Annotated in this window: 22 protein-coding genes; 14 read left to right on the forward strand and 8 right to left on the reverse strand. The window is 69.8% G+C overall.

Annotated elements, in window-relative coordinates; translation table 11 throughout:
* Nucleotides 1–59: 59 nt before the first annotated feature.
* Nucleotides 60–1097, reverse strand: coding sequence for an EF-P beta-lysylation protein EpmB (epmB, locus tag P8934_RS04735; RefSeq protein WP_278033169.1), 1038 nt, complete (start codon nucleotides 1095–1097; stop codon nucleotides 60–62).
* A gap of 108 nt (nucleotides 1098–1205) precedes the next feature.
* Here epmB and efp point away from each other — a divergent pair, with 108 nt between their 5' ends.
* Nucleotides 1206–1772, forward strand: a complete 567-nt coding sequence (gene efp, locus P8934_RS04740) for an elongation factor P (RefSeq protein WP_133637396.1) — start codon at nucleotides 1206–1208, stop codon at nucleotides 1770–1772.
* Nucleotides 1773–1968: 196 nt separating this feature from the next.
* On the forward strand, nucleotides 1969–2955 hold the full coding sequence (gene epmA, locus P8934_RS04745) for an EF-P lysine aminoacylase EpmA (protein WP_278033170.1): 987 nt from the start codon (nucleotides 1969–1971) through the stop codon (nucleotides 2953–2955).
* Nucleotides 2956–3080: 125 nt separating this feature from the next.
* Here the strand turns inward: epmA and asd are convergent, their stop codons facing one another.
* The 3 genes from asd to rsgA all read right to left on the reverse strand — a co-directional run bounded on the left by asd (nucleotide 3081) and on the right by rsgA (nucleotide 5885).
* Complete coding sequence (gene asd, locus P8934_RS04750; RefSeq protein ID WP_278033171.1) at nucleotides 3081–3920, reverse strand: archaetidylserine decarboxylase; 840 nt, start codon at nucleotides 3918–3920, stop codon at nucleotides 3081–3083.
* 9 nt (nucleotides 3921–3929) lie between these two features.
* Nucleotides 3930–4772 carry a rhodanese-like domain-containing protein gene (locus tag P8934_RS04755; RefSeq protein WP_278033172.1) on the reverse strand — a complete coding sequence of 281 codons (843 nt, stop codon included), beginning with the start codon at nucleotides 4770–4772 and terminating at the stop codon, nucleotides 3930–3932.
* Between the two features lie 75 nt (nucleotides 4773–4847).
* Nucleotides 4848–5885 carry a small ribosomal subunit biogenesis GTPase RsgA gene (gene rsgA / locus P8934_RS04760; protein ID WP_278033173.1) on the reverse strand — a complete coding sequence of 346 codons (1038 nt, stop codon included), beginning with the start codon at nucleotides 5883–5885 and terminating at the stop codon, nucleotides 4848–4850.
* 85 nt (nucleotides 5886–5970) lie between these two features.
* Between rsgA and orn the strand changes: the two genes are divergently transcribed.
* On the forward strand, nucleotides 5971–6591 hold the full coding sequence (gene orn, locus P8934_RS04765; protein WP_278033174.1) for an oligoribonuclease: 621 nt from the start codon (nucleotides 5971–5973) through the stop codon (nucleotides 6589–6591).
* A 93-nt stretch (nucleotides 6592–6684) separates the two neighbouring features.
* Here orn and queG read toward each other — a convergent pair whose 3' ends face one another.
* The gene (gene queG / locus P8934_RS04770) at nucleotides 6685–7791 is read right to left on the reverse strand and encodes a tRNA epoxyqueuosine(34) reductase QueG (protein WP_278033175.1); all 1107 of its coding nucleotides are present in this window, start codon (nucleotides 7789–7791) and stop codon (nucleotides 6685–6687) included.
* Between the two features lie 135 nt (nucleotides 7792–7926).
* On the opposite strand from queG, the gene P8934_RS04775 reads away from it, so the two are divergent.
* The 11 genes from P8934_RS04775 to P8934_RS04825 all read left to right on the forward strand — a co-directional run bounded on the left by P8934_RS04775 (nucleotide 7927) and on the right by P8934_RS04825 (nucleotide 21027).
* Nucleotides 7927–9459, forward strand: coding sequence for an NAD(P)H-hydrate dehydratase (locus P8934_RS04775; protein WP_278033176.1), 1533 nt, complete (start codon nucleotides 7927–7929; stop codon nucleotides 9457–9459).
* Nucleotides 9440–9943, forward strand: a complete 504-nt coding sequence (gene tsaE / locus P8934_RS04780; RefSeq protein ID WP_278033177.1) for a tRNA (adenosine(37)-N6)-threonylcarbamoyltransferase complex ATPase subunit type 1 TsaE — start codon at nucleotides 9440–9442, stop codon at nucleotides 9941–9943. The genes P8934_RS04775 and tsaE overlap by 20 nt, the downstream gene beginning before the upstream one ends.
* Nucleotides 9940–11400 carry an N-acetylmuramoyl-L-alanine amidase gene (locus P8934_RS04785; RefSeq protein ID WP_278033178.1) on the forward strand — a complete coding sequence of 487 codons (1461 nt, stop codon included), beginning with the start codon at nucleotides 9940–9942 and terminating at the stop codon, nucleotides 11398–11400. The genes tsaE and P8934_RS04785 overlap by 4 nt, the downstream gene beginning before the upstream one ends.
* A 41-nt stretch (nucleotides 11401–11441) precedes the next feature.
* Nucleotides 11442–13379, forward strand: a complete 1938-nt coding sequence (gene mutL, locus P8934_RS04790; RefSeq protein WP_278033179.1) for a DNA mismatch repair endonuclease MutL — start codon at nucleotides 11442–11444, stop codon at nucleotides 13377–13379.
* 4 nt (nucleotides 13380–13383) lie between these two features.
* Nucleotides 13384–14322 (forward strand): tRNA (adenosine(37)-N6)-dimethylallyltransferase MiaA, encoded by a 939-nt coding sequence (miaA, locus tag P8934_RS04795; RefSeq protein ID WP_278033180.1) that lies wholly within the window; start codon nucleotides 13384–13386, stop codon nucleotides 14320–14322.
* A gap of 122 nt (nucleotides 14323–14444) precedes the next feature.
* Nucleotides 14445–14690 carry an RNA chaperone Hfq gene (hfq, locus tag P8934_RS04800; protein ID WP_106229908.1) on the forward strand — a complete coding sequence of 82 codons (246 nt, stop codon included), beginning with the start codon at nucleotides 14445–14447 and terminating at the stop codon, nucleotides 14688–14690.
* An 8-nt stretch (nucleotides 14691–14698) separates the two neighbouring features.
* Nucleotides 14699–16015, forward strand: a complete 1317-nt coding sequence (gene hflX / locus P8934_RS04805) for a ribosome rescue GTPase HflX (RefSeq protein WP_278033181.1) — start codon at nucleotides 14699–14701, stop codon at nucleotides 16013–16015.
* Between the two features lie 152 nt (nucleotides 16016–16167).
* The gene (gene hflK, locus P8934_RS04810) at nucleotides 16168–17391 is read left to right on the forward strand and encodes an FtsH protease activity modulator HflK (protein ID WP_278033182.1); all 1224 of its coding nucleotides are present in this window, start codon (nucleotides 16168–16170) and stop codon (nucleotides 17389–17391) included.
* A complete protein-coding gene (hflC, locus tag P8934_RS04815) occupies nucleotides 17392–18273 on the forward strand; it encodes a protease modulator HflC (RefSeq protein WP_278033183.1) in 882 nt (293 codons plus the stop codon).
* Nucleotides 18274–18462: 189 nt separating this feature from the next.
* A complete protein-coding gene (locus tag P8934_RS04820; protein ID WP_278033184.1) occupies nucleotides 18463–19659 on the forward strand; it encodes an ATP phosphoribosyltransferase regulatory subunit in 1197 nt (398 codons plus the stop codon).
* A 72-nt stretch (nucleotides 19660–19731) separates the two neighbouring features.
* Nucleotides 19732–21027 carry an adenylosuccinate synthase gene (locus P8934_RS04825; protein WP_278033185.1) on the forward strand — a complete coding sequence of 432 codons (1296 nt, stop codon included), beginning with the start codon at nucleotides 19732–19734 and terminating at the stop codon, nucleotides 21025–21027.
* Between the two features lie 81 nt (nucleotides 21028–21108).
* Here the strand turns inward: P8934_RS04825 and P8934_RS04830 are convergent, their stop codons facing one another.
* The 3 genes from P8934_RS04830 to P8934_RS04840 are packed head-to-tail and all read right to left on the reverse strand — an operon-like array spanning nucleotide 21109 to nucleotide 25947.
* Complete coding sequence (locus P8934_RS04830; RefSeq protein WP_278033186.1) at nucleotides 21109–23718, reverse strand: tetratricopeptide repeat protein; 2610 nt, start codon at nucleotides 23716–23718, stop codon at nucleotides 21109–21111.
* 49 nt (nucleotides 23719–23767) lie between these two features.
* Nucleotides 23768–25021 (reverse strand): alginate lyase family protein, encoded by a 1254-nt coding sequence (locus tag P8934_RS04835; protein ID WP_278033187.1) that lies wholly within the window; start codon nucleotides 25019–25021, stop codon nucleotides 23768–23770.
* Nucleotides 25022–25059: 38 nt separating this feature from the next.
* Nucleotides 25060–25947, reverse strand: coding sequence for a polysaccharide lyase (locus P8934_RS04840; protein WP_278033188.1), 888 nt, complete (start codon nucleotides 25945–25947; stop codon nucleotides 25060–25062).
* Nucleotides 25948–25985: the final 38 nt, after the last annotated feature.

Genomic DNA, 25985 nt, shown 5'->3' on the forward strand with positions numbered 1-25985 from the left:
GTTTCCTTGACCCCTTGACCCCTTGACCCCTTGACCCCTTGACCCCTTGCAGCTTGTGGCTACAGCGGCGTCTTGCTCCCCTCGCCGGGGATCTCGCGCACCAGCCGGGGCATCAGGAAGCCCGGCAATACCTCCCGCAGGCCCGCGACCAGTTCGCGGGCATCAACGTCGGCCACGTCGAAGTGCGCCGCCCCGGCGACCGGGTCGAGCACGTGGAGGTAGTAGGGCAGGATGCCGGCCTCGAACAGCCGCTCGGAGAGTGCGGCCAGGGCCTCCACCGAGTCGTTGACCCCCCGCAGCAGCACGCTCTGGTTGAGCAGGGTCACGCCGGCGTCGCTCAGCCGGTGGCATGCGGCGATGACGGCCTCGTCGATCTCGTGGGCATGGTTGATGTGCAGCACCACCACCTTCTGCAGGCGGGTGGCGCCGAGCCAGCCGATCAGGGCGTCGTCGATGCGCTCGGGGATCACCACCGGCAACCGGGTGTGGATCCGTAGCCGCTTGAGGTGGGGAATGGCGTCCAGGCGCTCGACCAGCCAGGCCAGCTGGCGGTCGCTGGCGGCCAGGGGGTCGCCCCCCGAGAGGATGGCCTCGTGGATCGTGGTATCGCGGCGGATGTGCTCAAGGCTTTCGTCCCACTGCGCTCGCGAAGGCGCATTCTCCTCGTAGGGGAAGTGACGGCGGAAGCAGTAGCGGCAGTTCACCGCGCAGGCCGGGCTCGCGATCAGCAGGACCCGGCCGGCATACTTGTGGATCAGCCCCGGCGCAGGCGCATGTTCTGCCTCCTCGAGGGGGTCGGCCACATAGCCGGGCGCGGCCAGCGCCTCCTCGGCCAGCGGCAGCACCTGGCGCAGCAGGGGGTCGGACGGGTCGCCGGGGCGGATGCGCGCCAGGTAGGCTTCGGGGACCCGTACCTCGAAGAGGCCATGGCCTCGTTCGGCACCGGGCCACCAGCTCTCGTCGAGCCCCAGGCGGCGGCACAGCTCGCGGGGGTCGCGGATCGCCCTGGCCAGCTGGGTCTGCCAGCGTGCCTGGAGGGACAGGGGGCGCGCCTCCCGGTCGGGACGCTGCAAAAGGGCGCTGCTTCGGGTTATCATGCGACACACCAGTCAATGCGGACGGGGGCGAGTTCCCCGTCGACTTTCATCTGCTTGCGCGCGCCCCCGGCCAGTGCCGGTGGCGCGCTCGAATATGGGTTAGACATCATGGCCAACTATTCTACCAACGAATTCAAGGGCGGTCTGAAGGTGATGCTGGACGGCGATCCGTGCAGCATCGTCGAGAACGAGCTGGTCAAACCCGGCAAGGGGCAGGCCTTCAACCGCGTCAAGCTGCGCAACCTGATGACCGGCCGCGTCTGGGAGCGCACCTTCAAGTCCGGTGACTCCCTGGAGGCTGCCGACGTCCTCGAGCTGGAGATGGAGTACCTCTACACCGACGGTGACATGTGGTACTTCATGAAGACCGACGGCTCCTTCGAGCAGTACGCCGTGGAGAAGAAGGCCCTGGGGGATACCGAGAAGTGGCTCAAGGAGCAGGTTCCCTACACCGTGACCCTGTGGAACGACAACGTGATCAACGTCACCCCGCCAAACTTCATCGAGCTGGAAGTGACCGAGACCGACCCCGGCCTCAAGGGTGACACCGCCCAGGGCGGCTCCAAGCCGGCGACCCTCTCCTCCGGCGCCGTGGTTCGCGTGCCGCTGTTCATCAACGAGGGCGAGGTGCTGAAGGTGGATACGCGTAGCGGCGAGTACGTCTCCCGCGCCTGAGGTGCGGCCCTTCCTGCGCTCGCTCATACGTCGTTGAATCCCGAGACGGCTTGCTCATTTAGCGCTGCTAAACTCCGCCGCCTTACACGGGATTCGCCTAGTCTGAGCATCGCTCGGAGAGGGCGACAGCTTTGTTGATAAAGCTCCCAAGGCCACGCTCATCCGGCGTGGCCTTGGCGGTTCTGGAGGTTGGGAAATGACGGACGACTGGCGCCCCACGGCGACGATCGAGACCCTGCGCGAGCGGGCCCGCCTGCTCGCCGAGGTGCGCGCCTTCTTCGCCCGGCGTGGCGTGCTGGAGGTGGAGACGCCGGTGCTGGGCCACGGCGGCAGCACCGAGGTGCACCTGGCCTCCTTGTCTGCCGAGGCGACCACGCCGGCCGGGCGTGAGCGGCTCTGGCTGCAGACCTCCCCGGAGTTCGCCATGAAGCGGCTGCTGGCCGCCGGCTCGGGGCCGATCTTCCAGCTGGCCAGGAGCTTTCGCGATGGCGAGGTGGGGCGGCGCCACAATCTCGAGTTCACCATGCTGGAGTGGTATCGCCCCGGGCTTGCGCTCGATGCGCTGATCGAGGAGACCGCTGCCCTGGTCCGCACCGTGCTGGGCCGAGAACGGGGGGATAAGCTGGGCCCGCTGCGGCGGCGACGCTACCGCGAGCTGTTTCGCGAGCACCTGGCCATCGACCCCTTCACCGCCCCGCTTGCCGAGCTGCGGCGCCGGGCCGGCGAGGTGGGCGGCCTGGACATGGCCGACAGCGACCGCGACGGCTGCCTCGACCTGCTGATGAGCCTTGCGATCGAGCCCCATCTCGGGCGAGAGGGGCTCGAGGTGGTCGTGGACTATCCGGCCAGTCAGGCCGCCCTGGCTCGCCACCATCGCGACTCCGAGGACGGCGCCCGGGTGGCCTCGCGCTTCGAGCTCTACCTGGAAGGGCTGGAGCTCGCCAACGGCTACGACGAGCTCACCGATGCCGAGGAGCAGGCGGCGCGCTTCGAGCAGGACAACGCCGACCGCCGTTCCGCGGGCCTGTCCGAGGTGGACGTAGACCAGCGCCTGCTGGCCGCCCTGGCGCACGGCATGCCCGAGGGGAGCGGCGTGGCGCTGGGCCTCGACCGGCTGATCCAGCTGGCGCTGGGCAAGTCGAGCGTGGCGGAGGTCATGGCCTTCGCCACGCCCCGTTGTTAGGTCTGAGAGGTAGGGCGCCGGGGGGAAGTCGAAGCGGAGGTCCTATGCCAGGGATGGCATCGGTAGCGCCCAGGGAAGGGTTCACAGCGCCTCCGCGTAGACTTTCCGCCGGAAAAGCCCTGGCCCTAGCGAGACAGTTGCCCCAGCGACTGCCCCATCCGTACCTTGGCGCCGGGCGCGAGGTCGTCGGTGAAGGTGACCGGCTCGCTGAAGGCCATCACCACCGTGGAGCCGAGCTTGAAGCGGCCCATCTCCTGGCCCTTCTCGAGGCGCACCGGGGTGTCGAAGCGCACGCGCTGCACCTCGCCGGAGAGCGGGGTGATCTGGCCGGCCCAGACCGTCTCGATGGCGGCGACGATCATCGCCCCGACCAGCACCACCACCATGGGGCCGTGCTCGGTGTCGAAGTGGCACACCAGCCGCTCGTTGCGGGCGAAGAGGTTGGGCACATGCTCGGTGGTGGCGGCATTCACCGAGAACAGCCGGCCCGGGACGTAGACCATCTCGGTGAGGGTGCCGGTGGCGGGCATGTGGACCCGGTGGTAGTCGCTCGGCGAGAGGTAGACGGTGGCGAAGCTGCCGCCGAGGTAGCGGCGCGCCGCCTCGCCGTCGTCGCCGAGCAGCTCCATCATCGAGAAGCGGTGGCCCTTGGCCTGGAGCAGCTGGCCGGCCTCGACGGCACCGAACTGCGAGAGGGTGCCGTCGGCGGGGGAGACCAGGCCCTCGCCGATGGGGCGGGCGTCCTCCTCCAGAGCGCGGGTGAAGAAGTCGTTGAAGGTGGCATAGGCCGTCGGGTCGGGCTCGGCGGCCTCGTCCATGTCGACGCGGAACTGCCGGATGAAGGCGCGGATACACGCATTCTTCAGCCATGGCAGCCGGCAGTCGGCGAGCGCGCCCACCAGCCGCGAGAGCAGGTGATGGGGCAGCGGGTACTGGATCAGGGCAAAGAGTCGGGAGAGTGGCAAGGGGGTGTCCTATGTCTCGATCGGCGTATCGTCGCGGTTGCCCCACTCCTTCCAGGAGCCGGCATAGCCGCGGATCTTCTCGAAGCCCAGCGCCTTGCCCACCAGCCAGGTGAAGCCGCTGCGGTGGTGACTCTGGCAGTGGGTGACCACTTCCATGTCAGGGGTCAGGCCCAGCGCCTCGAGCTCGGTGACGAGCTCCGCATAGTCGCGGATCCGCAGGCCGTGCTCGCGGTCCATGGCGTCGGTCCACTCCATGTTCACCGCCCCCGGGATATGGCCGAGGCGCGTGTTGTTACCCTTCTCGCCGTCGTACTCGGCCCGCGAGCGGGCATCCCAGACGGCGAACCCCTTCTCGCCCAGGCGCTCCTGGAGCTCGAGACGATCGATGGCGACCTCGGGGTGCAGGATCTTCGCCTCGTAGTCGCTGGGACGGGGAGCGCTTGGCTCGGTGGAGACGGGCCGGCCGGCCTCCCGCCAGGCATGGATGCCGCCATTGAGATAGGAGTAGCGGGTGTGGCCGATCAGCTCCAGGGTCCACAGCAGGCGCCCGGCCCAGCCGCCGCCCTCGTCGTCGTAGGCGACCACATGGGTGTCCCGGGTCAGGCCGAGCGACGAGAACAGCCGGGAGAGCGCCTCGACCGTGGGCACCTCGTTGGGCACGCTGTTGCCGGCCGGGTCCTCGCCGCGCATCAGCAGGCGATGATCCAGGAAGACGGCGCCGGGGACATGCCCCTCTCCGTAGCTCTCGGCCCTGAGCGGCACGTCGATGACCAGCAGCGACGGCTCGTCCAGGTGCTCGGCGAGCTGGTCGGGCTCGATGATCAGCGGGAGCAGGTTGTCTTCGGAACTCATGGCACATTCTCCTTAAATTCAGCTCCGTAAAATCGACTCCTTGATTCAGGTGCCCCTAGAGGCAGACACCTGGCGTCAGGCCTCCCCGAGACTCTCGAGGATGCGTCGGTAGCTGGCAAAGCGTTCGGGATGGATATCGCCCCGCTCCACGGCGGCGAGAAGGGCGCAACCCGGCTCATGGCGGTGGCGGCAGTCGCGGAAGCGGCAGTGACCCAGGAAGTCGCGGAACTCGATGAAGCCCTCGGTGACCTGCTCCGCGTCCAGATGGCCCAGGCCGAACTCGCGGATCCCCGGCGAGTCGATCAGCTCGCCCTCGCTGGCCTCGCCCGGGGCGGGGCCTGGCAGGGCGTAGAGGCGCGCGGTGGTGGTGGTATGGGTGCCCTTGCGCGTGTCCTTTGACAGCGCCCCGATGCGGAGTTCCTCGTCCGGCAGCAGGCGGTCGATCAGCGAGGACTTGCCCACGCCGCTCTGACCCACGAAGACCGACGTGCGTCCGGCCAGCCGCGCATGCAGGGCCGAGAGTCCGCCCTCGCGCTCGATGGTGGTGGTGACCACCGGGTAGCCCAGGCCCTCGTAGCGCCCCAGCAGGTCGCGCAGTTCACCGCCGTGTGCCGGCAGCAGGTCGACCTTGTTGAGCACCAGTACCGGGGCGATGCCGGTGGCCTCGGCGGCCACCAGGTAGCGGTCGATCAGGTTGGCATGGGGCGCCGGCTCCACCGCGAAGACGATCAGGATCTGGTCGATATTGGCGGCCACGGGCTTGAGCTGGCCGCGGGCATCGGGGCGCTCCAGGACGTTGTCGCGCTCGCCCCGGGCCACCACCACGCCGTCACTGGCGTCATGGGCGGCGCGCCAGATCACCCGGTCGCCGGTCACCAGTCCCTCGAGGTTGGCGCGCAGGTGGCAACGCACGGCCTCACCGTCCTGATCCGGCCGCACATCCAGGGTGCGGCCGAAGTGGGCGATCACCCGGCCGCCCTGCTCGGCCCCGTACTCGCCGGCGGCCAGCTTCTCGCCGTCCCGGGAGTCGCGTCGGTCTGCGCGTCGAGCGCGCTCTGCCTGGACCTTCTCGATGCGCCAGCGCTGCTGGCGGCTCAACTTGCGTTTGCTCATGGGGGCCTGAAGCTCGCTACAATGGGCCTCATTGTACTCACCCAAGGTGTCCGCTGTCGTCAGCGGGCCCACGCAAGGAACTCATATGGCAGACCACCCTTCCTCCGAGGCCCCCGACACCTCCTCCGACACCCGGGACCCGCGTCGTCAGCGCCTGGTCTGGATCGACCTGGAGATGACCGGACTCGACCCCAACCGCGAGCGGATCATCGAGGTAGCGACCCTGGTCACCGACAGCGAGCTCAACGTCGTCGCCGAGGGGCCGGTGATCGCGGTGCATCAGCCCGACGCCCTCCTCGAGGCGATGGACGAGTGGAACACCCGGACCCATGGCGCCTCCGGCCTGGTGAAGCGGGTGAAGGAGAGCCCGGTCGACACCGCCGAGGCCGAACGGCAGACGCTTGCCTTCCTCGAGGCGCATGTTGTCCCCGGGACCTCGCCCATGTGCGGCAACAGCATCCACCAGGACCGCCGCTTCCTGGAGCGGGAGATGCCCGAGCTGCTGGCCTTCTTCCACTACCGGAACCTGGACGTCTCGACCCTGAAGGAGCTGGCCAAGCGCTGGAACCCGGGGGCGCTGGTCGGCTTCCAGAAGCGCAACGTGCATCTCGCCATGGACGACATCAAGGAGTCCATCGCCGAGCTGGCGCACTATCGCCGCACCTTCCTGCGCCTGGCGGGGGACGAGAGCGACGAGGAGGAGTAGGCCCTTCGGGCCAGGAACAAGCGCCAAGGAGCAAGCGGCAAGGAACCCCCTTACCGCCGGTAATGGCGGAGCACGTTCTGGCTTGCAGCTTTCTTAGCCGGCGGCGATGAGCCGCTGTCGCTTCTCCCGCTGGCGGGCCAGCGCCCAGCGCACGTGTTCGCGGACCAGCTCGGAGGGGTAGGGCAGCCGCGCCCACAGGGCGGCCTCCACGGCCTCGCTCCAGGGGGCGTTGCCGAGCCCCACGGCGAGGTTGCGCAGCCAGCGCTCGTAGCCGATGCGGCGGATCGGGCTGCCGGCGGTCTTCTCCAGGAACTCCTCCTCGCCCCAGGCGAACAGCGAGACCAGGCTCGCGCGGTCCAGGTCGTGGCGGGGAGCGAAGTCGGCCTCGCGGGAGACCCGGGTAAAGCGGGTGAAGGGGCAGACCAGCTGGCAGTCGTCGCAGCCGAACACCCGGTTGCCCATGGCCTCCCGGAAACGCTCGGGAATGGCACCGTGAAGCTCGATGGTCAGGTAGGAGATGCAGGCCCGGGCATCGACCACCCGGTCCTCGACGATGGCGCCGGTCGGGCAGGCGGTGCGGCAGGCGCTGCAGCTGCCGCAGTGGTCGCCCTCGAAGGGCGCGTCCACCGGCAGCGGCAGGTCGGTGTAGAGCTCGCCCAGGAAGAACAGCGAACCGGCCCTGGGGTTGAGCAGCATGGCGTTCTTGCCGAACCAGCCCAGTCCCGCCTTGCGGGCCAGGGCCCGTTCCATCACCGGGGCGGAGTCGACGAAGGCGCGGTAGCCGAAGGGGCCGATCTCGGCCTCGATCCATTTCGCCAGGGTGGCCAGCCGCTTGCGCATCAGCTTGTGGTAGTCGCGTCCGGTGGCATAGCGGGAGACGTAGGCGGTCTGCGGCCGACCGAGTACCTTTGCCGTTTCCACCTCGGCGGGCAGGTAGTCGAGGCGCACGCTGATCACCCGCACGGTGCCGGGGACCAGCTCCGCCGGACGGGTGCGCTTGGTACCGTGCTTGGCCATGAAGGCCATCTCGCCATGGTGGCCGGCCGCGAGCCAGCGCGCCAGGCGCTGCTCGTCCTCGGCCAGGTCGACGTCGGTGATGCCCAGCTGCTGGAAGCCGAGCTCGCGGCCCCAGGTCCTGATCCGGTCGGCCAGGGCCTGGAGGTCGGACGGGGTGTCGGGAATCGGCGCCGGGGCGCTCATGAGCGATAAACCGTCATTGTTGAAAAGAATGAGCAAGAAGGGGAGCCGGCGCTGATTCTGCTGCCGGGGGGCTTGGCGCGAGGCGTGAAGCACTTACACTCCATGGTAAAGCATCACGTTCAAGGGAGACACCGGATGTCCGTCGAGTCGTTCGATCACTGGCAGCGTCACGGGCGGCCGCTCTATCGCGCCGACCAGGTGCGCGAACTCGACCGGCGCACCATCGCCGCCGGCATCGAGGGCTTCGCCCTGATGCAGCGCGCGGCGGCGGCCGCCTGGCAGAGCCTCAAGGCCCGCTGGCCCGGGGTGCGCTCGCTCAGCGTGATCTGCGGCGGCGGCAACAACGGCGGCGATGGCCACGTGCTGGCGGCGCTGGCCGCCGCCGAGGGGGTCGCCGTGCAGCGTATCCTGCTCAAGCCACGCGACGCCCTGTCCGGCGATGCCGGGCGCGCCGCCGACATGGCGACGGCGGCCGGGGTGGAGGCCGTACCCTGGCGCTCGGACCTCGTTCTCGAGGGCGAACTGGTCGTCGATGCCCTGCTGGGCACCGGCCTCGGCGGCGAGGTGCGCGGCGAGGCCCGCGAGGCGATCGAGGCCATCAACGCCAGCGGCCTGCCGGTGCTGGCCATCGACATTCCCTCGGGGCTGCATGCCGATACCGGCACAGTGCTGGGTGTCGCGGTGCAGGCCACGAGGACGGTGACCTTTATCGGCGACAAGCTGGGTCTGCATACCGGGGCGGCACCGGCCAGGGTGGGGGAGGTCGACTTCCGAGCGCTGGGGGTGGAGGCCGAGGCGGACCTCGTGCCCGCGGCCCGCCTGCTGGATGCCGGACTGATCCCGGCCTGGCTGCCGCCGCGGGAGCGCAGCGCCCACAAGGGCGACTTCGGCCATGCGCTGGTGCTGGGCGGGGCGCCGGGCTTCGGCGGGGCGGCGCTGCTCGCCGCCGAGGCCTGCGCGCGGCTGGGAGCCGGCAAGGTGAGCCTGGCCACGGCCCCCGAGCACGTGACCGCAAGCCTGGTGCGCCGCCCCGAGGTGATGGTCTACGGCCTTCGCGGTGCCGGGGAGCTCGACGGGCTTGCGGATCGCGCCGACGTGCTGGTGGTGGGGCCTGGACTTGGCCAGGGCAGCTGGGGGCAGGGCGTGCTGCAGGCAGCCCTCTCGGCCGAGAAGCCGCTGGTGGTGGACGCCGACGCCCTCAACTTGCTGGCGACCCGCTTCACCGGCCAGCGCCGCGAGGAGTGGGTGCTGACACCGCACCCCGGCGAGGCTGCCCGCCTGCTGGGCCTCTCTCCCGGCGAGGTCGAGGCCGACCGGCCTGCGGCGGCCCGGGCCCTGCAGCGGCGCTACGGCGGGGTGGTGGTGCTCAAGGGCGCCGGCAGCCTGGTGGCCGGCCCCGAGGGGCTCGCCGTCTGCCCCCACGGCAATCCGGGCATGGCCAGCGGCGGCATGGGCGATGCGCTCTCCGGCATCCTGGGCGCGCTGCTGGCCCAGGGGCTGCCCCTCGAGGTGGCGGCCCGGCTCGGCGTGCTGGTGCATGCCCTGGCCGCCGACATGGCGGCCAGGCAGGGGGGAGAGCGTGGCCTGCTGGCCGGCGATCTGGCATCCTGTGCACGAATTCTGGTCAACCCGACGATGGGCAAGGACGATGCAGCTGCGACTCGATGACGAAGACCGCCAGGTCGCCTTCGGCGAGTGCCTGGGGCGGGCCCTGGAGGGTCATGGTCGCGTGCACCTGGCCGGCGAGCTCGGGGCCGGCAAGACCACCCTGACACGGGGCATCCTGCGGGCCTGCGGCCACCGGGGGGCGGTCAAGAGCCCCACCTACACCCTGGTGGAGCCCTACGAGCTGGACGGGGTCCGGGTGTACCACTTCGACCTCTATCGCCTGGGCGACCCCGAGGAGCTGGAGTTCATCGGCGGCCGCGACCTGCTCGCCGAGGAGGCGCTCTGCGTGATCGAGTGGCCGGAGCGGGGCGAGGGCTGGCTGCCGGCCCCGGACCTGGAGGTCATCCTGCGGCTGGCCGGCAGCGGGCGCGAGGCGACCCTGGTGGCCGGAAGCGAGCATGGCCGGGCGGTGCTGGCGCGCCTGGCGGCGATGCCGGCGCTGGCCGGCTGGCTCCTGGACAGGGAAGGTGAGGCGGCGCGATGACACGCATGAGACCGCGAGGGCGCCTGCTGGCCGGACTCGCAGGGCTGGCATTGTGGCTGGCCAGCGGCCTGGCCGACGCCGCCAGCGTCGACAACCTCCGCCTCTGGGCGGCGCCCGACCATGCGCGCCTGGTCTTCGACCTCTCCTCTCCGGCGCGGGCCAATGTCTTCAGCCTCGACAACCCGCGCCGCCTGGTGATCGACCTCGACGACAGCCAGCTCAATGCCAGCGTCGACCGGCTGGACCTGGAGGGGAGTGCGATCAGCACCCTGCGCACCGGGGTGCGCGACGGCAATGGCCTGCGGGTGGTGCTGGAACTCGAGCGCGAGGTCGAGCCCCGCCATTTCACCCTGGCCCCCAACGACCAGTACGGCCATCGCCTGGTGGTGGACCTGGAGTATCCCGGGGAGAGCGCCGTGGAGGATCCCATCGACCCCATCGAGGCGATGATCCGCGAGCAGGAGATCGCCGCCGACCGTGCCCGCAGCGAGGCGGTGGCCGAGGGCCGCAACCCCGCCGATATCGCCGCCGCCCCGGTGCTGGAGTCCACCAAGCCGCATCCCAGGCGTGACATCATCATCGCCATCGACGCCGGCCACGGCGGCGAGGACCCGGGGGCGATCGGCCCCTCCGGCACCCGCGAGAAGGATATCGTGCTGGAGATGGCCCAGCGCCTGGCGCGGCTGGTCAACGCCGCGGAGGGGTTCCGGGCGGTGATGATCCGCGACGGCGACTACTACGTCGGGCTGCGCCAGCGGACCCGCATCGCCCGGGAGCAGAAGGCCGACTTCTTCGTGTCGATCCATGCCGATGCCTTCAACAGCCCCAGACCCAACGGCAGTTCGGTCTATGCGCTGTCCCAGCGGGGGGCCACCTCGGAGACCGCCCAGTGGCTGGCCGCCAGCGAGAACCAGGCCGACCTGATCGGCGGGGTCGACGGCAGCCTGTCGCTGGACGACAAGGACGAGGTGCTGCGTGGCGTGCTGCTCGACCTGACCATGACGGCAACCCTCAATGACTCCCTGACCATCGGTGGCCAGGTGCTCGATCAGTTAGGGCGGGTCAACCGGCTGCACAAGTCGCGGGTCGAGCAGGCCGGCTTCATGGTGCTGAAGTCGCCGGACATCCCCTCGCTGCTGGTCGAGACCGGCTTCATCTCCAATCCCGAGGAGGAGCGTCGGCTGCGCGACGGCGGCTATCAGCAGAAGATGGTCGAGGCGCTGTTCGGCGGCATCCGCGGCCACTTCCAGCGCAACCCGCCACCGGCGAGCCTGCTGGCCTGGCAGCGTGACCGTAATCGCAGCGCCGAGGGCAACGAGTATCGCATCCAGCCCGGCGACACCCTCTCGGAGATCGCGGCCCGTCACGGCGTGCCGGTGGCCCAGCTCAAGCAGGCCAATGAGCTCAACGGCGACGTGATCCGGGTTGGGCAGGTGCTGCGCATCCCCCGGACGTGAGGCCGGTGCCCCCTCTTCAGACCCGGACCCCTCGGAGCGACATGTCAGAGAAGCGACACATCCAGATCCTCGATCCCCGCCTGGCCAACCAGATCGCCGCCGGCGAGGTGGTCGAGCGGCCGGCGTCGGTGGTCAAGGAGCTGGTGGAGAACGCCATCGATGCGGGCAGCGGGCGCATCGAGGTCGAGCTGGAGAACGGCGGGGCCCGACTGATCCGCGTCAGGGACGACGGCAGTGGCATCGGCGAGGCCGACCTGCCGCTGGCGCTGTCGCGCCACGCCACCAGCAAGATCGTCTCCCTGGAGGAGCTCGAGGGTGTGGCCAGCCTGGGCTTTCGCGGCGAGGCCCTGGCCTCGATCAGCTCGGTGGCGCGCCTCGAGCTGACCTCCAATACCGACGAGGACCCGCGCAGCGGCTGGCGCGTGGTGGCCGAGGGGCGGCGCATGGAGCCGCGCGTGACCCCGGCCCCGCATCCTCGCGGCACCTCGGTGACGGTTCGTGACCTCTTCTTCAACACCCCGGCGCGACGCAAGTTCCTGCGCACCGAGAAGACCGAGTTCGGCCACGTCGAGGAGGCCTTCCGGCGCCAGGCGCTGTCGCGCTTCGACATCGGCTGGGTGCTGCGCCACAACCACAAGACCCTGCACCAGCTGCCGGCAGGCGATGACCCGGTGGCCCGGGAGCGTCGTCTCCAGTCCCTGCTCGGCAAGGCCTTCCTGGAGAACGCCCTGCACCTGGACCTGGAGGTGGGGGGGCTGCGGCTGTGGGGTTGGGTCGGGCTGCCGACCCACTCCCGGGCCCAAGCCGACCAGCAGTACTTCTTCGTCAACGGCCGCGTGGTGCGCGACCGCCTGGTCGCCCATGCCATCCGCCAGGCCTACCGCGACGTGCTCTTCCATGGTCGCCACCCGGTGTTCGTGCTCTACCTCGAGGTCGACCCCAGGGTGGTGGACGTCAACGTCCACCCCACCAAGCACGAGGTGCGCTTCCGCGACGGGCGGATGGTCCATGACTTCCTGTTCTCGAGCCTGCACCGCGCGCTGGGCGAGGCCCGGCCCGGCGAGGGAGGCGAACGCGACGAGGCGCGAGACACGCAGGAGGCGGCGGACGGCGTGCGCGAGGCGGCGCCGGCCTGGCAGCAGCAGCCGATGGCATTGCCGGGGCAGGGGGAGGGCGAGCGCGTCACGCCGGATCGCGTCAGGGCCTTCATGGAGGGCTACCGGGCGCTGCATCCCGACCACGAGGAGCGCCTGCTGACCCCCCAGCCGGTCGCCCCGGCCCCCGGCGGCAGCGCCGCGGGCGTGGCCCTAGAGGAGCGTCGCGCCGCGCAGGCGGCGCGTGCCCCGCGGCCGGCGATGCCCGAGGAGGACGCGACCCGCGCGCCGCCGCTGGGCTATGCCGTGGCCCAGCTGCACGGGGTCTACATCCTCGCGCAGACGGAGCGCGGCCTGGTGGTGGTGGACATGCATGCCGCCCATGAGCGCATCGTCTACGAGCGCATGAAGACCCAGGTCCACGGGGGCGCCGGGGGTGAAGGTGGATTGCAGGCCCAGCCGCTGCTGGTGCCGGTATCGCTGGCGGCGAGCCCTGGCGAGGTGGCCACCGCCGAAGCCGAGCATGACGCCTTCGCGCGCCTTGGCGTGGAGCTCGATGTGGCCGGCCCCGAGACCCTGCTGGTGCGCCAGGTGCCGGTGCTGCTCGCCGAGGCCGACGTTGAGCCGCTGATCCGCGACATGCTCGCCGACCTGGAGCGCTACGGTCGTTCCGACCGTCTCGAGGCGCGCATCAACGAGCTGCTGGCGACCATGGCCTGCCACGGCAGCGTGCGGGCCAACCGCCAGCTGGGAATCGAGGAGATGAATGCCCTGCTGCGCGACATGGAGCGCACCGAGCGCAGCGGTCAGTGCAACCACGGCCGTCCCACCTGGACCGAGATGAGCATGAAGGAGCTGGACCGCCTCTTCCTGCGCGGGCAGTAGACCCATGAGCGATTCGCGACCCCCCGCCATCCTGCTGATGGGGCCCACCGCGGCCGGCAAGACCGACCTGGCCATCGAACTCCATGAGCGGCTCGGGTGCGAGCTGATCAGCGTCGACTCGGCCATGGTCTACCGCGACATGGACATCGGCAGTGCCAAGCCCTCGCCCGAGGAGCTGGCCCGGGCGCCGCACCGGCTGATCGATATCCGCGACCCGGCCGAGCCCTATTCGGCCGCCGACTTCCGCGAGGACGCCCTGCGCGAGATGCGCGCGATCGGCGACGCCGGCCGGGTCCCGCTGCTGGTGGGCGGCACCATGATGTACTTCAAGCGCCTGCTCGAGGGGGTGGCCAACCTGCCCGCCTCGGACCCGGCGGTGCGCGCCGAGCTGGAAGGCAGGGTGGCGCGTCATGGCCTGGCGGCGCTGCATGCGGAGCTGGCCCGGGTCGATCCGGTCTCGGCGGCGCGCATCCACCCCAATGATCCCCAGCGGCTGATGCGGGCGCTGGAAGTCCAGCGCGTCAGTGGCCGCACGCTGACCGAGCTTTGGGCCGAGCAGCGCCGTGAAACCTTTCCCTGGCGCACGCTGTCGATAGGCCTTGCGCCGGCCGACCGTGGCGTGCTCCATGCGCGCATTGCCCAGCGCTTCAGGGCGATGCTCGACGCCGGGTTCATCGACGAGGTGGCGGCCCTGAAGGCACGCGGCGACCTCGCTGCCTCCCTGCCCTCCATGAAGAGCGTGGGCTATCGTCAGGCATGGGCCTGTCTGGAGGGCGAATTCGGGCGTGACGAGCTCGAGCGGCGCGGGATCATCGCGACCCGCCAGCTGGCCAAGCGCCAGCTGACCTGGATGCGCAGCTGGCCGGGGCTCCACTGGGTCGACAGCCTGGGCCCCGACCCCCTGGGCGAGGTATTGAAACTCGTGCGCGAATTCGGCACTTAGCGTAAGATGGGCCTTTCGGTGGCCGGGTGAACAGGCCCCTCAGGGTATCCAGCGTTGCCCCCTGGCGGGAGCGACGACGACCGACATAACATCAACCCCCAGAGACACTCAGGGAGAGCAACATGTCCAAAGGGCAGTCCCTTCAAGACCCGTACCTGAACATCCTGCGCAAGGAGCGCATTCCGGTTTCGATTTTCCTGGTCAACGGCATCAAGCTGCAGGGCCAGATCGAGTCCTTCGACCAGTTCGTCATCCTGTTGCGCAACACCGTCAGCCAGATGGTCTACAAGCACGCCATCTCCACCGTGGTGCCGTCGCGCAACGTGCGCTTGCCGGCTCCGGACGCGCAGCCGGACCCTGATGCGTGAGGTATTGATTGTTTTTTGAACGTCCCGACGCCGGCGAGACGGCGATCCTTGTCCATGTGGATTTCCAGGACGAGCAGGAGCGCGAGGATGCGGGTGAGTTCCTCGAACTCGTGCGCTCGGCCGGCGCGGAGCCGGCCACCCTGATCACCGGCAGTCGCAAGCGCCCCGATTCCCGCACCTTCGTGGGGTCGGGCAAGCTCGAGGAGCTGCGCGAGGCGAAGGCGGTGCATCACGCCGAGCTGGTGATCTTCAACCATGGCCTGAGCCCCTCCCAGGAGCGTAACCTGGAGCGCGAGCTCAAGTGCCGGGTGATCGACCGCACCGGCCTGATCCTCGATATCTTCGCCCAGCGTGCCCGGACCCATGAGGGCAAGCTGCAGGTGGAGCTCGCCCAGCTCGAGTACATGTCGACCCGCCTGGTGCGCGGCTGGACCCACCTGGAGCGCCAGAAGGGCGGTATCGGCCTGCGGGGGCCGGGCGAGACCCAGCTCGAGACCGACCGCCGCCTGCTGCGGGCACGCATCAAGGCGATCCACAAGCGGCTCGACAAGGTGCGCAGCCAGCGCAGTCAGAATCGTCGGGCCCGTTCCCGGGCGGAGATCCCCAGCGTCTCGCTGGTGGGCTACACCAACGCCGGCAAGTCCACGCTCTTCAACGCCCTGACGTCCGCCCGGGTCTATGCGGCCGACCAGCTCTTCGCTACCCTCGACCCGACGCTGCGTCGCCTGGAGATCGAGGACGTGGGGCCGGTGGTGCTCGCCGACACCGTGGGGTTCATCCGTCACCTGCCCCACAAGCTGGTCGAGGCCTTCCGCGCTACCCTCCAGGAGGCCGCCGAGGCCTCGCTGCTGGTGCACGTGATCGACGCCGCCGACCCTGACCGCGAACTCAACGTCGCTCAGGTCGAGGCCGTGCTCGACGAGATCGGGGCCCTCGAGGTGCCGACCCTCAAGGTGATGAACAAGATCGACCTGCTCGACAGCGCACCGCGCATCGAGCGCGACGGGGAGGGCCGGCCCGAGGTGGTCTGGCTCTCGGCCCGCAAGGGCAAGGGGCTCGAGCTGCTGGAGCAGGCGCTATCGGAGTGCCTGGCCGATGACATCATCGACTTCGAGCTCTGCCTGGCCCCGGAGCAGGGCAGGCTGCGGGCCGGGCTGCACGACCTCGGTGCGGTGCGCGGGGAGCGCTTCGATGACGCGGGGCACACCCTGCTGGAGGTGCGCCTGCCACGGCGTGACTTCCTGCAACTGATGGCGCGACTGGGCGAGCGTGCCGACGACTACCTGCCGAGAGCGCTGCAGGCGCCGCCGGTGTGGGAGGCGTGACGCGTGAGGGCCGGTCCGCTGGCGGGCAGGCCAGCAGCCACAACACGATGACAGGGACGCCGGGCTGCGCCGGGCGATACCCGCAGGTTCGCAACCGACGTCCGTCGCCGGCGCTGCCGGTGGCGGAATGCAACGCATAGTGGAGACGACGTATGGCCTGGAATGAGCCTGGTGGTGGCAACCAGCACGACCCCTGGAGCGGGGGTGGCCGCGGTGGCAGTGGCGGCGGGGGCAAGGGCGGCGGCAATCAGGGGCCGCCCGACCTCGACGAGGCCCTGAAGAAGTTTCAGGACAAGCTCAACAGCATGCTGGGCGGCCGCGGGGGCAAGAAGGGCGGTTCCGGCGGCAAGGGCGGCGGTGGCAAGCCGCGCAATGCCTTCACCCTGCCGGGCCTGCTGATCGTGGTCGCCCTGGCTATCTGGGCGGCCTCCGGCTTCTATCTGGTCGACCAGTCCGAGCGGGGCGTGGTGCTGCGCTTCGGCGAATTCCAGGAGGTCGTCACCCCCGGCCTGCAGTGGAACCCGCCGCTGATCGATGACGTGCGCATGGTCAACGTGACTCGCGTGCGCTCCGTCACCCAGACGCAGTCGATGCTGACCCAGGACGAGAACATCGTCTCCGTCGAGATCTCGGCTCAGTACCAGGTCGCCGAACCCAGGGACTACGTGCTCAACGTCCGTGATCCTGAACTCAGTCTCGAGAACGCCCTGGACAGCGCGCTGCGTCACGTGGTCGGCGGTACCGACATGATCGACATCCTGACGTCCGGGCGTGAGATCCTCGGCAGCTCGGTGGCCAGCCGCCTGCAGTCCTACCTGGACAGCTACGGCACCGGCATCCTGCTGCAGACGCTCAACGTTGAGTCCACTGCACCGCCGGATGCGGTACAGGACGCCTTCGACGACGTCATCCGCGCCCGCGAGGACCGCCAGCGCACCATCAACCAGGGCATCGCCTACGCCAACTCCATCATCCCCGAGGCTCAGGGCCAGGCCCAGCGCCTTGTCGAGCAGGGTCAGGGCTATCGCGAATCCGTGGTCGCCGAGGCCCGGGGTCAGGCCAGCCGCTTCAATGCGCTGCTTGGCCAGTACGAGGATAACCCCTCTATCATGCGCGAGCGCCTCTACCTGGATGCCCTCAGCGAGGTGTTTGCCAATACCTCGAAGGTGATGGTCGACGTGGCCGAGGACAGCCCGCTGATGTACCTGCCCCTGGACCAGCGTCCCGGCGGTGGCAGTGCCGGCAGTGACGTCAGCCAGGGCGAGCAGGGCGAACTGGATCCGCGCGTGCTCGAACGCATGCGCTCAAGCCAGTCGTCGAGCAGCAGCAACAGTAGCAACAGCAGCAACAGTGGAATCCGCAGGGAGGGCCGCTAAATGATCAATAATCGTTCCCTGCTCATCGTCGGTGGCCTGGCCGCCGTGGCGTGGCTTGCCAGCAACAGCCTCTACGTGGTCGACGAGACCGAGCGTGCCGTCAAGCTGCGCTTCGGTGAGATCATCGAGGAGAACATCCAGCCTGGCCTGCACTTCAAGGTGCCGATTACCCAGACGGTGCGCACCTTTGATACCCGGCTGCTGACGCTGGACACCGACCCCAGCCGCTACCTGACCCTGGAGCAGAAGGCGGTGATCGTCGACTCCTATGTCCAGTGGCAGGTGGTCAATCCGACCCAGTACTACGAGGCCACCGCCGGTGACGAGCTGATGGCCAGCCGGCTGATCCAGCCGCGGGTCGACGAGAGCCTGCGTAACGAGTTCGGCCGTCTGAACCTGCAGCAGATCATCGCCGAACGCCGCGACGACCTGATGACCGGCCCCACCGAGGATCTCGACGAGCTGATGCGCGAGGAACTGGGGGTGGCGGTGCGTGATATTCGGGTCAAGCGCATCGATCTGCCGGAGGATGTGTCTTCCGCCGTGTATGAGCGTATGCGCTCAGAACGCGAGCGCCAGGCCCGTGAATGGCGCGCCCAGGGCCAGGAGGAGGCCGAGCGCATCCGCGCCAACGCCGACCGCCGCCGCCAGGTTCTTCTCGCGCAGGCCAGTGCTCGTTCGGAGACCCTGCGCGGTGAGGGTGACGCCGAGGCGGCGGCCATCTTCTCCGAGGCCTACGGCAAGGACGAGGAGTTCTTCAGCTTCTGGCGCAGCCTCAACGCCTACCGCGACAGCTTCGCCGGTGACGACAACATGCTGGTGCTGGACCCCTCCAGCGAGTTCTTCCAGTACCTCAAGAGCCCCCAGGGCGGAGCCGAGTGACGGGCCCGGCGGGCGGTGTGCCGCCTGCCGGCCGGGGTTCAACCGGCCCGCAAACGTGGTAGAATCCTTGAACCGGGCGTGGCCCGGTTTTTTTGTGGCCTCTCCACTCCCGGCGCTCCCGTTCGCCAGCACGCCTCGCGCGACTCGGGCATCGTCGCAGGCCAACCATCGTCTCGCAGGATGAACGACATGACCATCGCTGACCGCTGGCTGCTTCCCGACGGCATGGACGAGGTACTGCCGCCTCAGGCCAGTCGCATGGAGGAGCTGCGCCGCGCGCTGCTCGACCTCTATCACCGCTGGGGCTATGACCAGGTGATGCCCCCGCCGGTGGAGTTTCTGGACTCCCTGCTCACCGGCACCGGTACCGACCTCGATCTGCAGACCTTCAAGCTGACCGACCAGATGACCGGCCGCATGATGGGCGTGAGCGCCGATGTCACCCCCCAGGTGGCGCGCATGGATGCCCACTCCCTGCGCCGCCAGGGGCCGGTGAGGCTCTGCTACTGCACCAACGTGCTGCGTGCCAAGGCCGACCAGCACCAGGGCGGTCGCAGTCCGGTGCAGGTCGGCGTGGAGCTGTTCGGCCACGCCGGCCTGGAGGCCGACCTGGAGATCCTGCGCCTGGCACTGGCCAGCCTCGAGACCGCCGGGGCGACGGAGATCCACCTGGCGCTGGGCCATATCGGCATCTACCGTAGCCTGGTGCAGGCCGCGGGGCTGGATGCCGACCAGGAGCGTGCCCTGTTCGACGCCCTGGCCCTCAAGTCGCCGGGCGAGCTGGCGTCACGCGTGGAGGAGAGCGTCCGCGATCCGGGGCTGGCGGCGATGTTCCGCGCCCTGGGCGACCTGCACGGGGGGCTCGAGGTGCTGGAGGCGGCCCGCGAGGCCTTCGAGGAGGCGCCCCAGCCCGTGGGGGCGGCGCTGGACCAGCTGCGTGCCATGGTCGACGGAGTGCTGGCCGAGTACCCGGGGGTCGAACCCTACTTCGACCTGGCCGAACTGCGGGGCTATCAGTATCACACCGGCATGATGTTCGCCGCCTACGTGCCGCACTACGGCCAGGCGCTGGCCAAGGGGGGGCGCTACGACGATACCGGCCGCGCCTTCGGCCGCGCACGGCCCGCCACCGGCTTCTCCATGGACCTCAAGCTGCTGGCCACCCTGGCGCCCGCAGAGCCGGAGCCGGACGGCATCTGGGCGCCGGCCGAGGGAGAAGGGCTGACGGAGGTCCTGCAGGCGCTTCGCCAGCAGGGCGAGCGGGTCGTCCAGGCGCTGCCCGGGCAGCGCACCGGGCCGGCGGAGCACCGCTGCGACCGCCGGCTGGAACGTATCGATGGTCGCTGGGAGCCGCGCCTCCTGGAGACTTCACAGGACCGGGCCTGAGGGCCCGCGGTCAATGACCTCGGCCCTGGGCCTTTCCACGGGCGCGGTGCCGCAACGAGAGACGAGAGCACAATGGGCAAGAATGTAGTCGTACTGGGCACCCAGTGGGGTGACGAAGGCAAGGGCAAGGTCGTCGACCTGCTCACCGAATCCGCGTCGGCGGTGGTGCGCTTCCAGGGCGGGCACAACGCCGGCCATACCCTGGTCATCGACGGCGAGAAGACCGTCCTGCACCTGATCCCCTCGGGCATCCTGCGCAACGACAAGATCTGCGTGATCGGCAACGGCGTGGTGCTGTCGCCCGAGGCGCTGATGGAGGAGATCCGCGAGCTGGAGAGCAAGGGCGTGCCGGTGCGCGAGCGCCTGCGCCTGTCGCCGGCCTGCCCGCTGATCCTGCCGTACCACGTGCGCCTGGACCAGGCCCGCGAGAAGGCCCGCGGCATCGCCAAGATCGGCACCACCGGCCGCGGCATCGGCCCGGCCTACGAGGACAAGGTGGCGCGCCGTGGCCTGCGCCTGGGCGACCTGCTCCACCGCGAGCGCTTCGCCTCCAAGCTCGGCGAGGTGCTGGATTACCACAACTTCGTGCTGACCCAGTACCACGGCGAGAAGCCGGTGGACTTCCAGCAGGTGCTCGACCAGGCGATGGGCATGGCCGAGGAGCTGCGGCCCATGGTCTGCGATACCGTGAGCCTGGTCCACGAGATGCGTCGCGCCGGCGAGAACATCCTCTTCGAGGGGGCCCAGGGCTCGCTGCTGGACATCGACCACGGCACCTACCCCTTCGTGACCAGTTCCAACACCACCGCCGGCGGCACCGCCACCGGCTCCGGCGTCGGGCCGCTCTACCTGGACTACGTGCTGGGCATCACCAAGGCCTACACCACCCGGGTCGGCTCCGGGCCCTTCCCCACCGAGCTGTTCGACGACCATGGCCGCCACCTGGCCGAGAAGGGCCACGAGTTCGGGGCCACCACCGGTCGCGCGCGCCGCTGCGGCTGGTTCGATGCCGTGGCCCTGCGTCACGCCGTGCAGATCAACTCCGTCTCGGGTATCTGCCTGACCAAGCTCGACGTGCTGGACGGCCTGGAGAACATCCGCGTCTGCGTGGGCTATCGCAGCAAGGACGGCGAGGTGCTCGACACCCCGGTGGACTCCGAGGGCTATGAAGCCATCGAGCCGCTCTACGAGGACCTGCCGGGCTGGAGCGAGTCCACCCTGGGGGTGCGTCGCGTCGAGGACCTGCCGGCCAATGCGCGCTCCTACATCAGCTTCCTGGAAGAGAAGGTGGGGACCTCCATCGACATCATCTCCACCGGGCCGGATCGCAACGAGACCATCGTGCTGCGCAATCCCTTCGAGGGCTGACCGCCGCCTCGACAGCCCTGCTGAAACGCGAAGGCCGGCCCCCTCGGGGGCCGGCCTTCGCGTTGCGGGGGCGACAGCGGGTCACTCCGCCGCGGCCACCTTCAGGGCCTCGGCGGCACTCTCGTCGGAGAGCAGCTCGTGGAGGGTCTGCAGCGCCATGCCGCTGTCGCCCTCCATGACGCCATCGAGCCACACCAGGGCCTGCTCGCGGCTGGCATTCTCCAGCCCGTTGGCCGCCAGGTAGGCCTTGGCCAGCGCCAGGCGGGCGCTGGGGTGGCCCTGCTCGGCCGCCTTCAGCAGGTAGTCGGCCCCCTGGCGGACGTCTTGCTCGAGGTTCTCGCCGCGGATGTACTCCCGTCCCAAGGTGGCCATGGCACCGGGGTGGCCCTGCTCGGCGGCCTCCTCGAGCAGGCGCCGGCCGCGTTCACCGTCGCGGGGGACGCCGTTCTCGCCGCGCAGCAGCACGCGGCCGAGGCTGGCGCGGGCGGAGAGGTCGCCGCTCGCCACGGCGCGGTTCAGCCACTCCTCGGCCTTCTGCGGGTCGGCCTCCACGCCATTGCCGGCCAGGTAGGCCTGGCCCAGCAGCTGGGCGGCATAGGGATTGCCGGCCTCGGCCGAGGGGCGCAGGTAGGCGATGCCCTGCTCGGGGTCGGCGGCGACGTGCTCGCCCTCCAGGTAGGCGCGCCCCAGGGTCAGCCGGGCCCCCTGGTTGCCGGCGTCGGCGGCGGTGCGCAGCAGCGTCAGGGCCCGCTCGGGGTCGCTGTCGAGGAGCATCTCGCCGAGCTCCGCCCGCGCCCCGTTGTGGCCGGCATTGGCGGCCCGGGTGAGCCAGGTCCGGGCGTGCTCGCGGTTCTGCTGCATGCCCTGACCCTCGAGGAAGGCGCGCCCCAGGTCGGCCATGGCGCCGGGGTGGCCATCCTCGGCGGCCTTGACCAGGGCCCGGATGTCGCCCTGGGCGCCAAGGTCGCGGTTGACGCGGGTCATCGCGTCGTCGGCGGAGGCATGGCCCGCCTCACGGGCGCGGGTCAGCCACTGGGTGGCCTTGTCCAGGTCCCGGGGGAGGCCGCCCTCGCCCTTGCGGTAGGCGCGGCCCAGCACCACCATGGCGTAGCCGTCGCCCTGCTGTGCGGCCTGCTTCAGCAGTTGCAGGCCGCGCTCCGGCCGGGGCTCCAGCGGGCCCTCCAGGTAGGCCTCGCCGAGCGCAGTCATGGCGGAGGTCTCGCCGGCGTCTACCGCCGCCTGCAGCAGCTGCTCGCCACGACTGGGGTGGAGGGGCAGCGTCTCGCCCTCCAGGTAGGCCTGGCCGAGCAGCGCCAAGGCGCCGCTCTGTCCCTGGTCGGCCGCCTGGCGCAGCAGCGCTTCGGCCTGCTGGGGATCGGCGGTCACGCCGCGGCCCCTCAGATATGCCTCGCCCAGCTGCTGGGTGGCCCAGGGATGGCCCAGTTCATGGGCGCGTTCCAGGTAGTCGACGGCGATGAAGGGTTGGCTGGGGGAGCGCTCGTCGTTCATGTAGAAGTCGCCCAGCGAGGCAAGGGCCAGGGGATGATCCTGGGCCGCCGCTTCCTCGAGCTGGGCCACGCCGCGGCGGGGATCCTCGCCCTCGATCAGCAGGCGCCCCAGATGCACTCGGGCATCCGTGGAGCCCTGCTCCGCGGCCCGGGTCAGCCACTGGCGCGCCTCGCCGGGGCGGCGCTCGACCAGGAACCCGCCCAGCTTGGTCATGGCATCGACATCGCCGTTGCTGGCCGCCTCCTCGAGCATGGCGATGCCCTGCCGGGTCTCCCCGGCGTCCAGCATGGCGCTCCCGGCATTGCCCAGCGCATCCTCGTCACCGGCCTCGGCCGCCTGGCGCAGCCAGTGCAGGCGCTGTTCGGGCTGGTCGCCGAGCAGGCCGTCGGGGGCATGTAGGCCCGCCAGGCGTTGCATGGCATCGGTCTCGCCGGCAGTGGCGCGCTTCTGCAGCGCCTCGGCGTAGCGCTGGGCGTAGTCCATGGCGCGTTCGGGCTTCTCGTCGAGCCAGCCGCCGGGGGCGTGGGCCTCGGCCAGCGCCCTGAGCGCCTCCTCCTGGCCCTGCTCGGCCTCGATGGCATAGAGCCTGGCCGCCCGTTCGGGGTTTGCCGACACCCCGTTGCCGCCTTCCCGCAGCAGTTCTGCCAGCATCACCCGCTCGTCGCGGCCCACCTCCTCTTCCACGGCCAGGCGCAGCAGGTGGTAGGCGAGCAGGTCGTTGCGCTCGACCCCGTCCCCCTCGCGATAGAGCTTCGCCAGGTTGAGTGCGGCATGGCCGCGGATGTAGGAGGGGGTGCGCACCGCCCGGGCATAGTGCTCGGCCGCCCGGGCAGGGTCTCGTGGCATGGCCTTGCCCTGGTCGTAGAGCTTGCCCAGCTCGTAGTGCGCCTGGGGAAAGCCCTGGTCGGCCAGCGAGGTGAGCAGCCGGATCGCCTCACGCGGGTTGCCGGCGGCGGCCGCCTCGTCGGCCTTCTTGACGGTCTGCTTGTGCATCCACTCGAGGTTGCGCGGCTGGCCATCCTCGAACCAGGCCTGATAGCGCTCGGGCAGGGGGGCGGTGGCCTGGGGGGCGCTGTCGGTGACGGCGCATCCCGCGAGCAGCACCAGCAGGCTGGCCGAGGCCATCAGGCGCAGGCCCCGGGCATGCGGGAGGACGGTGATGTCTGTCGGGGTGGTGTTCATGGTGTTCGGTCCTCGCGGTGATCGGTGGATGACGGCTGACAGCGGGGCATCACTCCTGACCCAGCCCCTTGAAGGCGGTGGTCTCCTGCTTCTCCTCGTCGAGGACGACATGCTGCTGTGCCCCGGGGTCCATGAAGTAGAGGGTCATGTAGCCGCCGGCACTGCGGTTGTAGAGGGGGCGTATCCGGCGGATGAAGTCCTCGACGCGGGGGGCGTCGAAGCGCTCGAGATAGATCTCCATCCAGGTGAAGTACTGGGGATCCTTGAGAAAGCCGGTGTACTGCTCGAGGGGGGCGTAGTCGCCCAGGGCGGCCGGGTCGTCGAGGATCGCGAAGAGGAAGTCGATGGCGTCATGGATGGTGTGGCCGTCGACCTCGAGTTCGAAGATGTCGTAGCCCTGCCGGGCGATGACCTGCATGTTGGTGATCAGGTAGAGCAGGCCATAGTTCTGGTAGTGGGTGGCGCGACGTCCCCGGGAAACCTCCAGCGGGAAGGCGCCTTCCCGGGTCATGTCGTGCAGCGCGGCATGGATGGCGCTGACCCCGAAGCGGAACAGCTCGTTGTCCTCGGTCAGCACGCCGACCATGCTGGCGTAGAGCGCCCGGCGGTAGAAGTGGTTGTTGCAGCAGCTGTTGCCCTCGCCGCCGGGAATGTCGGCGTGCTGGTGGGCCAGGCCGTTGAGCCACTCCTCGACGCGCTCGCGCTCCTCCTCCATGCCCTCGACGAAGGGGCGCACGTTGGCATAGGCCATGGCGGCGGCGAAGATCATCGATTCGGTGGCGAACCAGGCCTGGGGTTCCATGGAGTCGTAGTAGAAGTCGGTCAGGGCCTCCTGCTGCGCCCAGTGGTCCAGGAAGCGCACCAGGCACTCGGCATAGTAGTCGTCGCCGCTGGCGACGAAGCTGCCGGCCAGCATCGAGACGTTGTCCTCGAACTGGAACAGCGGCTCCGAAGCGAGCTCCCACGCCTCCGGGCTGGGATAGTAGCCGGGAACCCGCAGGTGGGTGGTGATGGGCTCGTACTCCATGAGTTGCTGGCAGCTCGGCCCCTGGGAGAGGTCATCGATCTCCTGGAGCAGGATGGCGTTGTCGGTGTCTGCGAGTTCCTCCATGCGGGCCGCCACGTCGAAGTAGCCGGCATCGGGAGCGGTGACGCGATAGTCCGAGAGGTCCAGTGCCTCGCGCTCCTCGATGGTGAGGATGTCCATCTCCTGGGCGCCTGCGCTGCTCGACAGCCCGGCGAGCAGCAGGGCCAGGGCAGACGTGAGTGGCCGATGGGTCAGTCTGGGACGGGCATGGGGCATGGCAGGGGTGACTCCTTGTGATACGGGACGCGCCCCGCTCAGGTCGAGGGGGCGTAGAAGCGGAAGGCGGCGAAATCGGCATGCTGGTCGACGGGGGTGCGCCACTCCTTGCCGTTGCCGCCGAAGAAGGTCGAGAACATCAGGCCATCGATGGTCACCTCCTCGGTGGTGCGATAGACGATCTCGCTCTGCTCGAGCACCGGTACACCGTTGATCCACACCCGGGCCAGGCCGTCGGCCTCCCCCGGCGTGTTGAGCACCAGTTCCTGCTCGATGGTGACCCACTCGCCGGTGGGGAAGCTCCACAGCCCGCGGCCCACGGAGGCGCCGAACTTCTCGTCCTGACTGGCCACGTACTCGTAGAGCTCGCCCTGGCCGGCCTCACGCCACATGAAGCGCATCGAGAAGCCGCTCTCGCCATCGACCTCGTCGCCGCCGCTGGGAGCCTCGCCGCCGTAGAGGCCCGGCAGCTTGCCGCCCTTGACGAAGTCGAACCCCGGCTCGAAGCGCACCTGGTAGGTCAGGCAGGCCCGCTCGGCGCCGGCCAGGCTCGCCGGGTCGGCGTAGAAGCCGGCCCCACCCTGCTCGGTGTCCCCGGGGGACGAGGTGCCTTCGGGGTAGTGGACACGCAGGCCGGGCTCGTCGAGTCCCGTGGCGCCGGCGTCGAGCAGTTCGACATTGTCCTCGACGCCCCAGTCACGGGTGGTGCCGAAGCCCTGGCGGACCCCCGCCTGGGCATCCTTGGTGGCGAGGTCCGGCTGCGGCGTGGCCACCGGCGGGTAGCGCGCCGAGCAGGGCTCGACCCGCGGATAGGAGAGGGTCGGCTCCTTGCCCTCCTGCGCCGGGGCACTCGTCGAGGCGAGGCCTGTCATCAGGGCCGTGAGGGCAAGGGCGTGGCGGCGGTTACGGGGGTGTTCCATGCTCATGGTGTCTCCTTGGCGAAGGGCCGCGGCGTCGAGGCGTC

Source organism: Halomonas sp. CKK8 (assembly GCF_029625235.1).
GTDB classification, from domain to species: Bacteria; Pseudomonadota; Gammaproteobacteria; order Pseudomonadales; family Halomonadaceae; genus Halomonas; species Halomonas ventosae.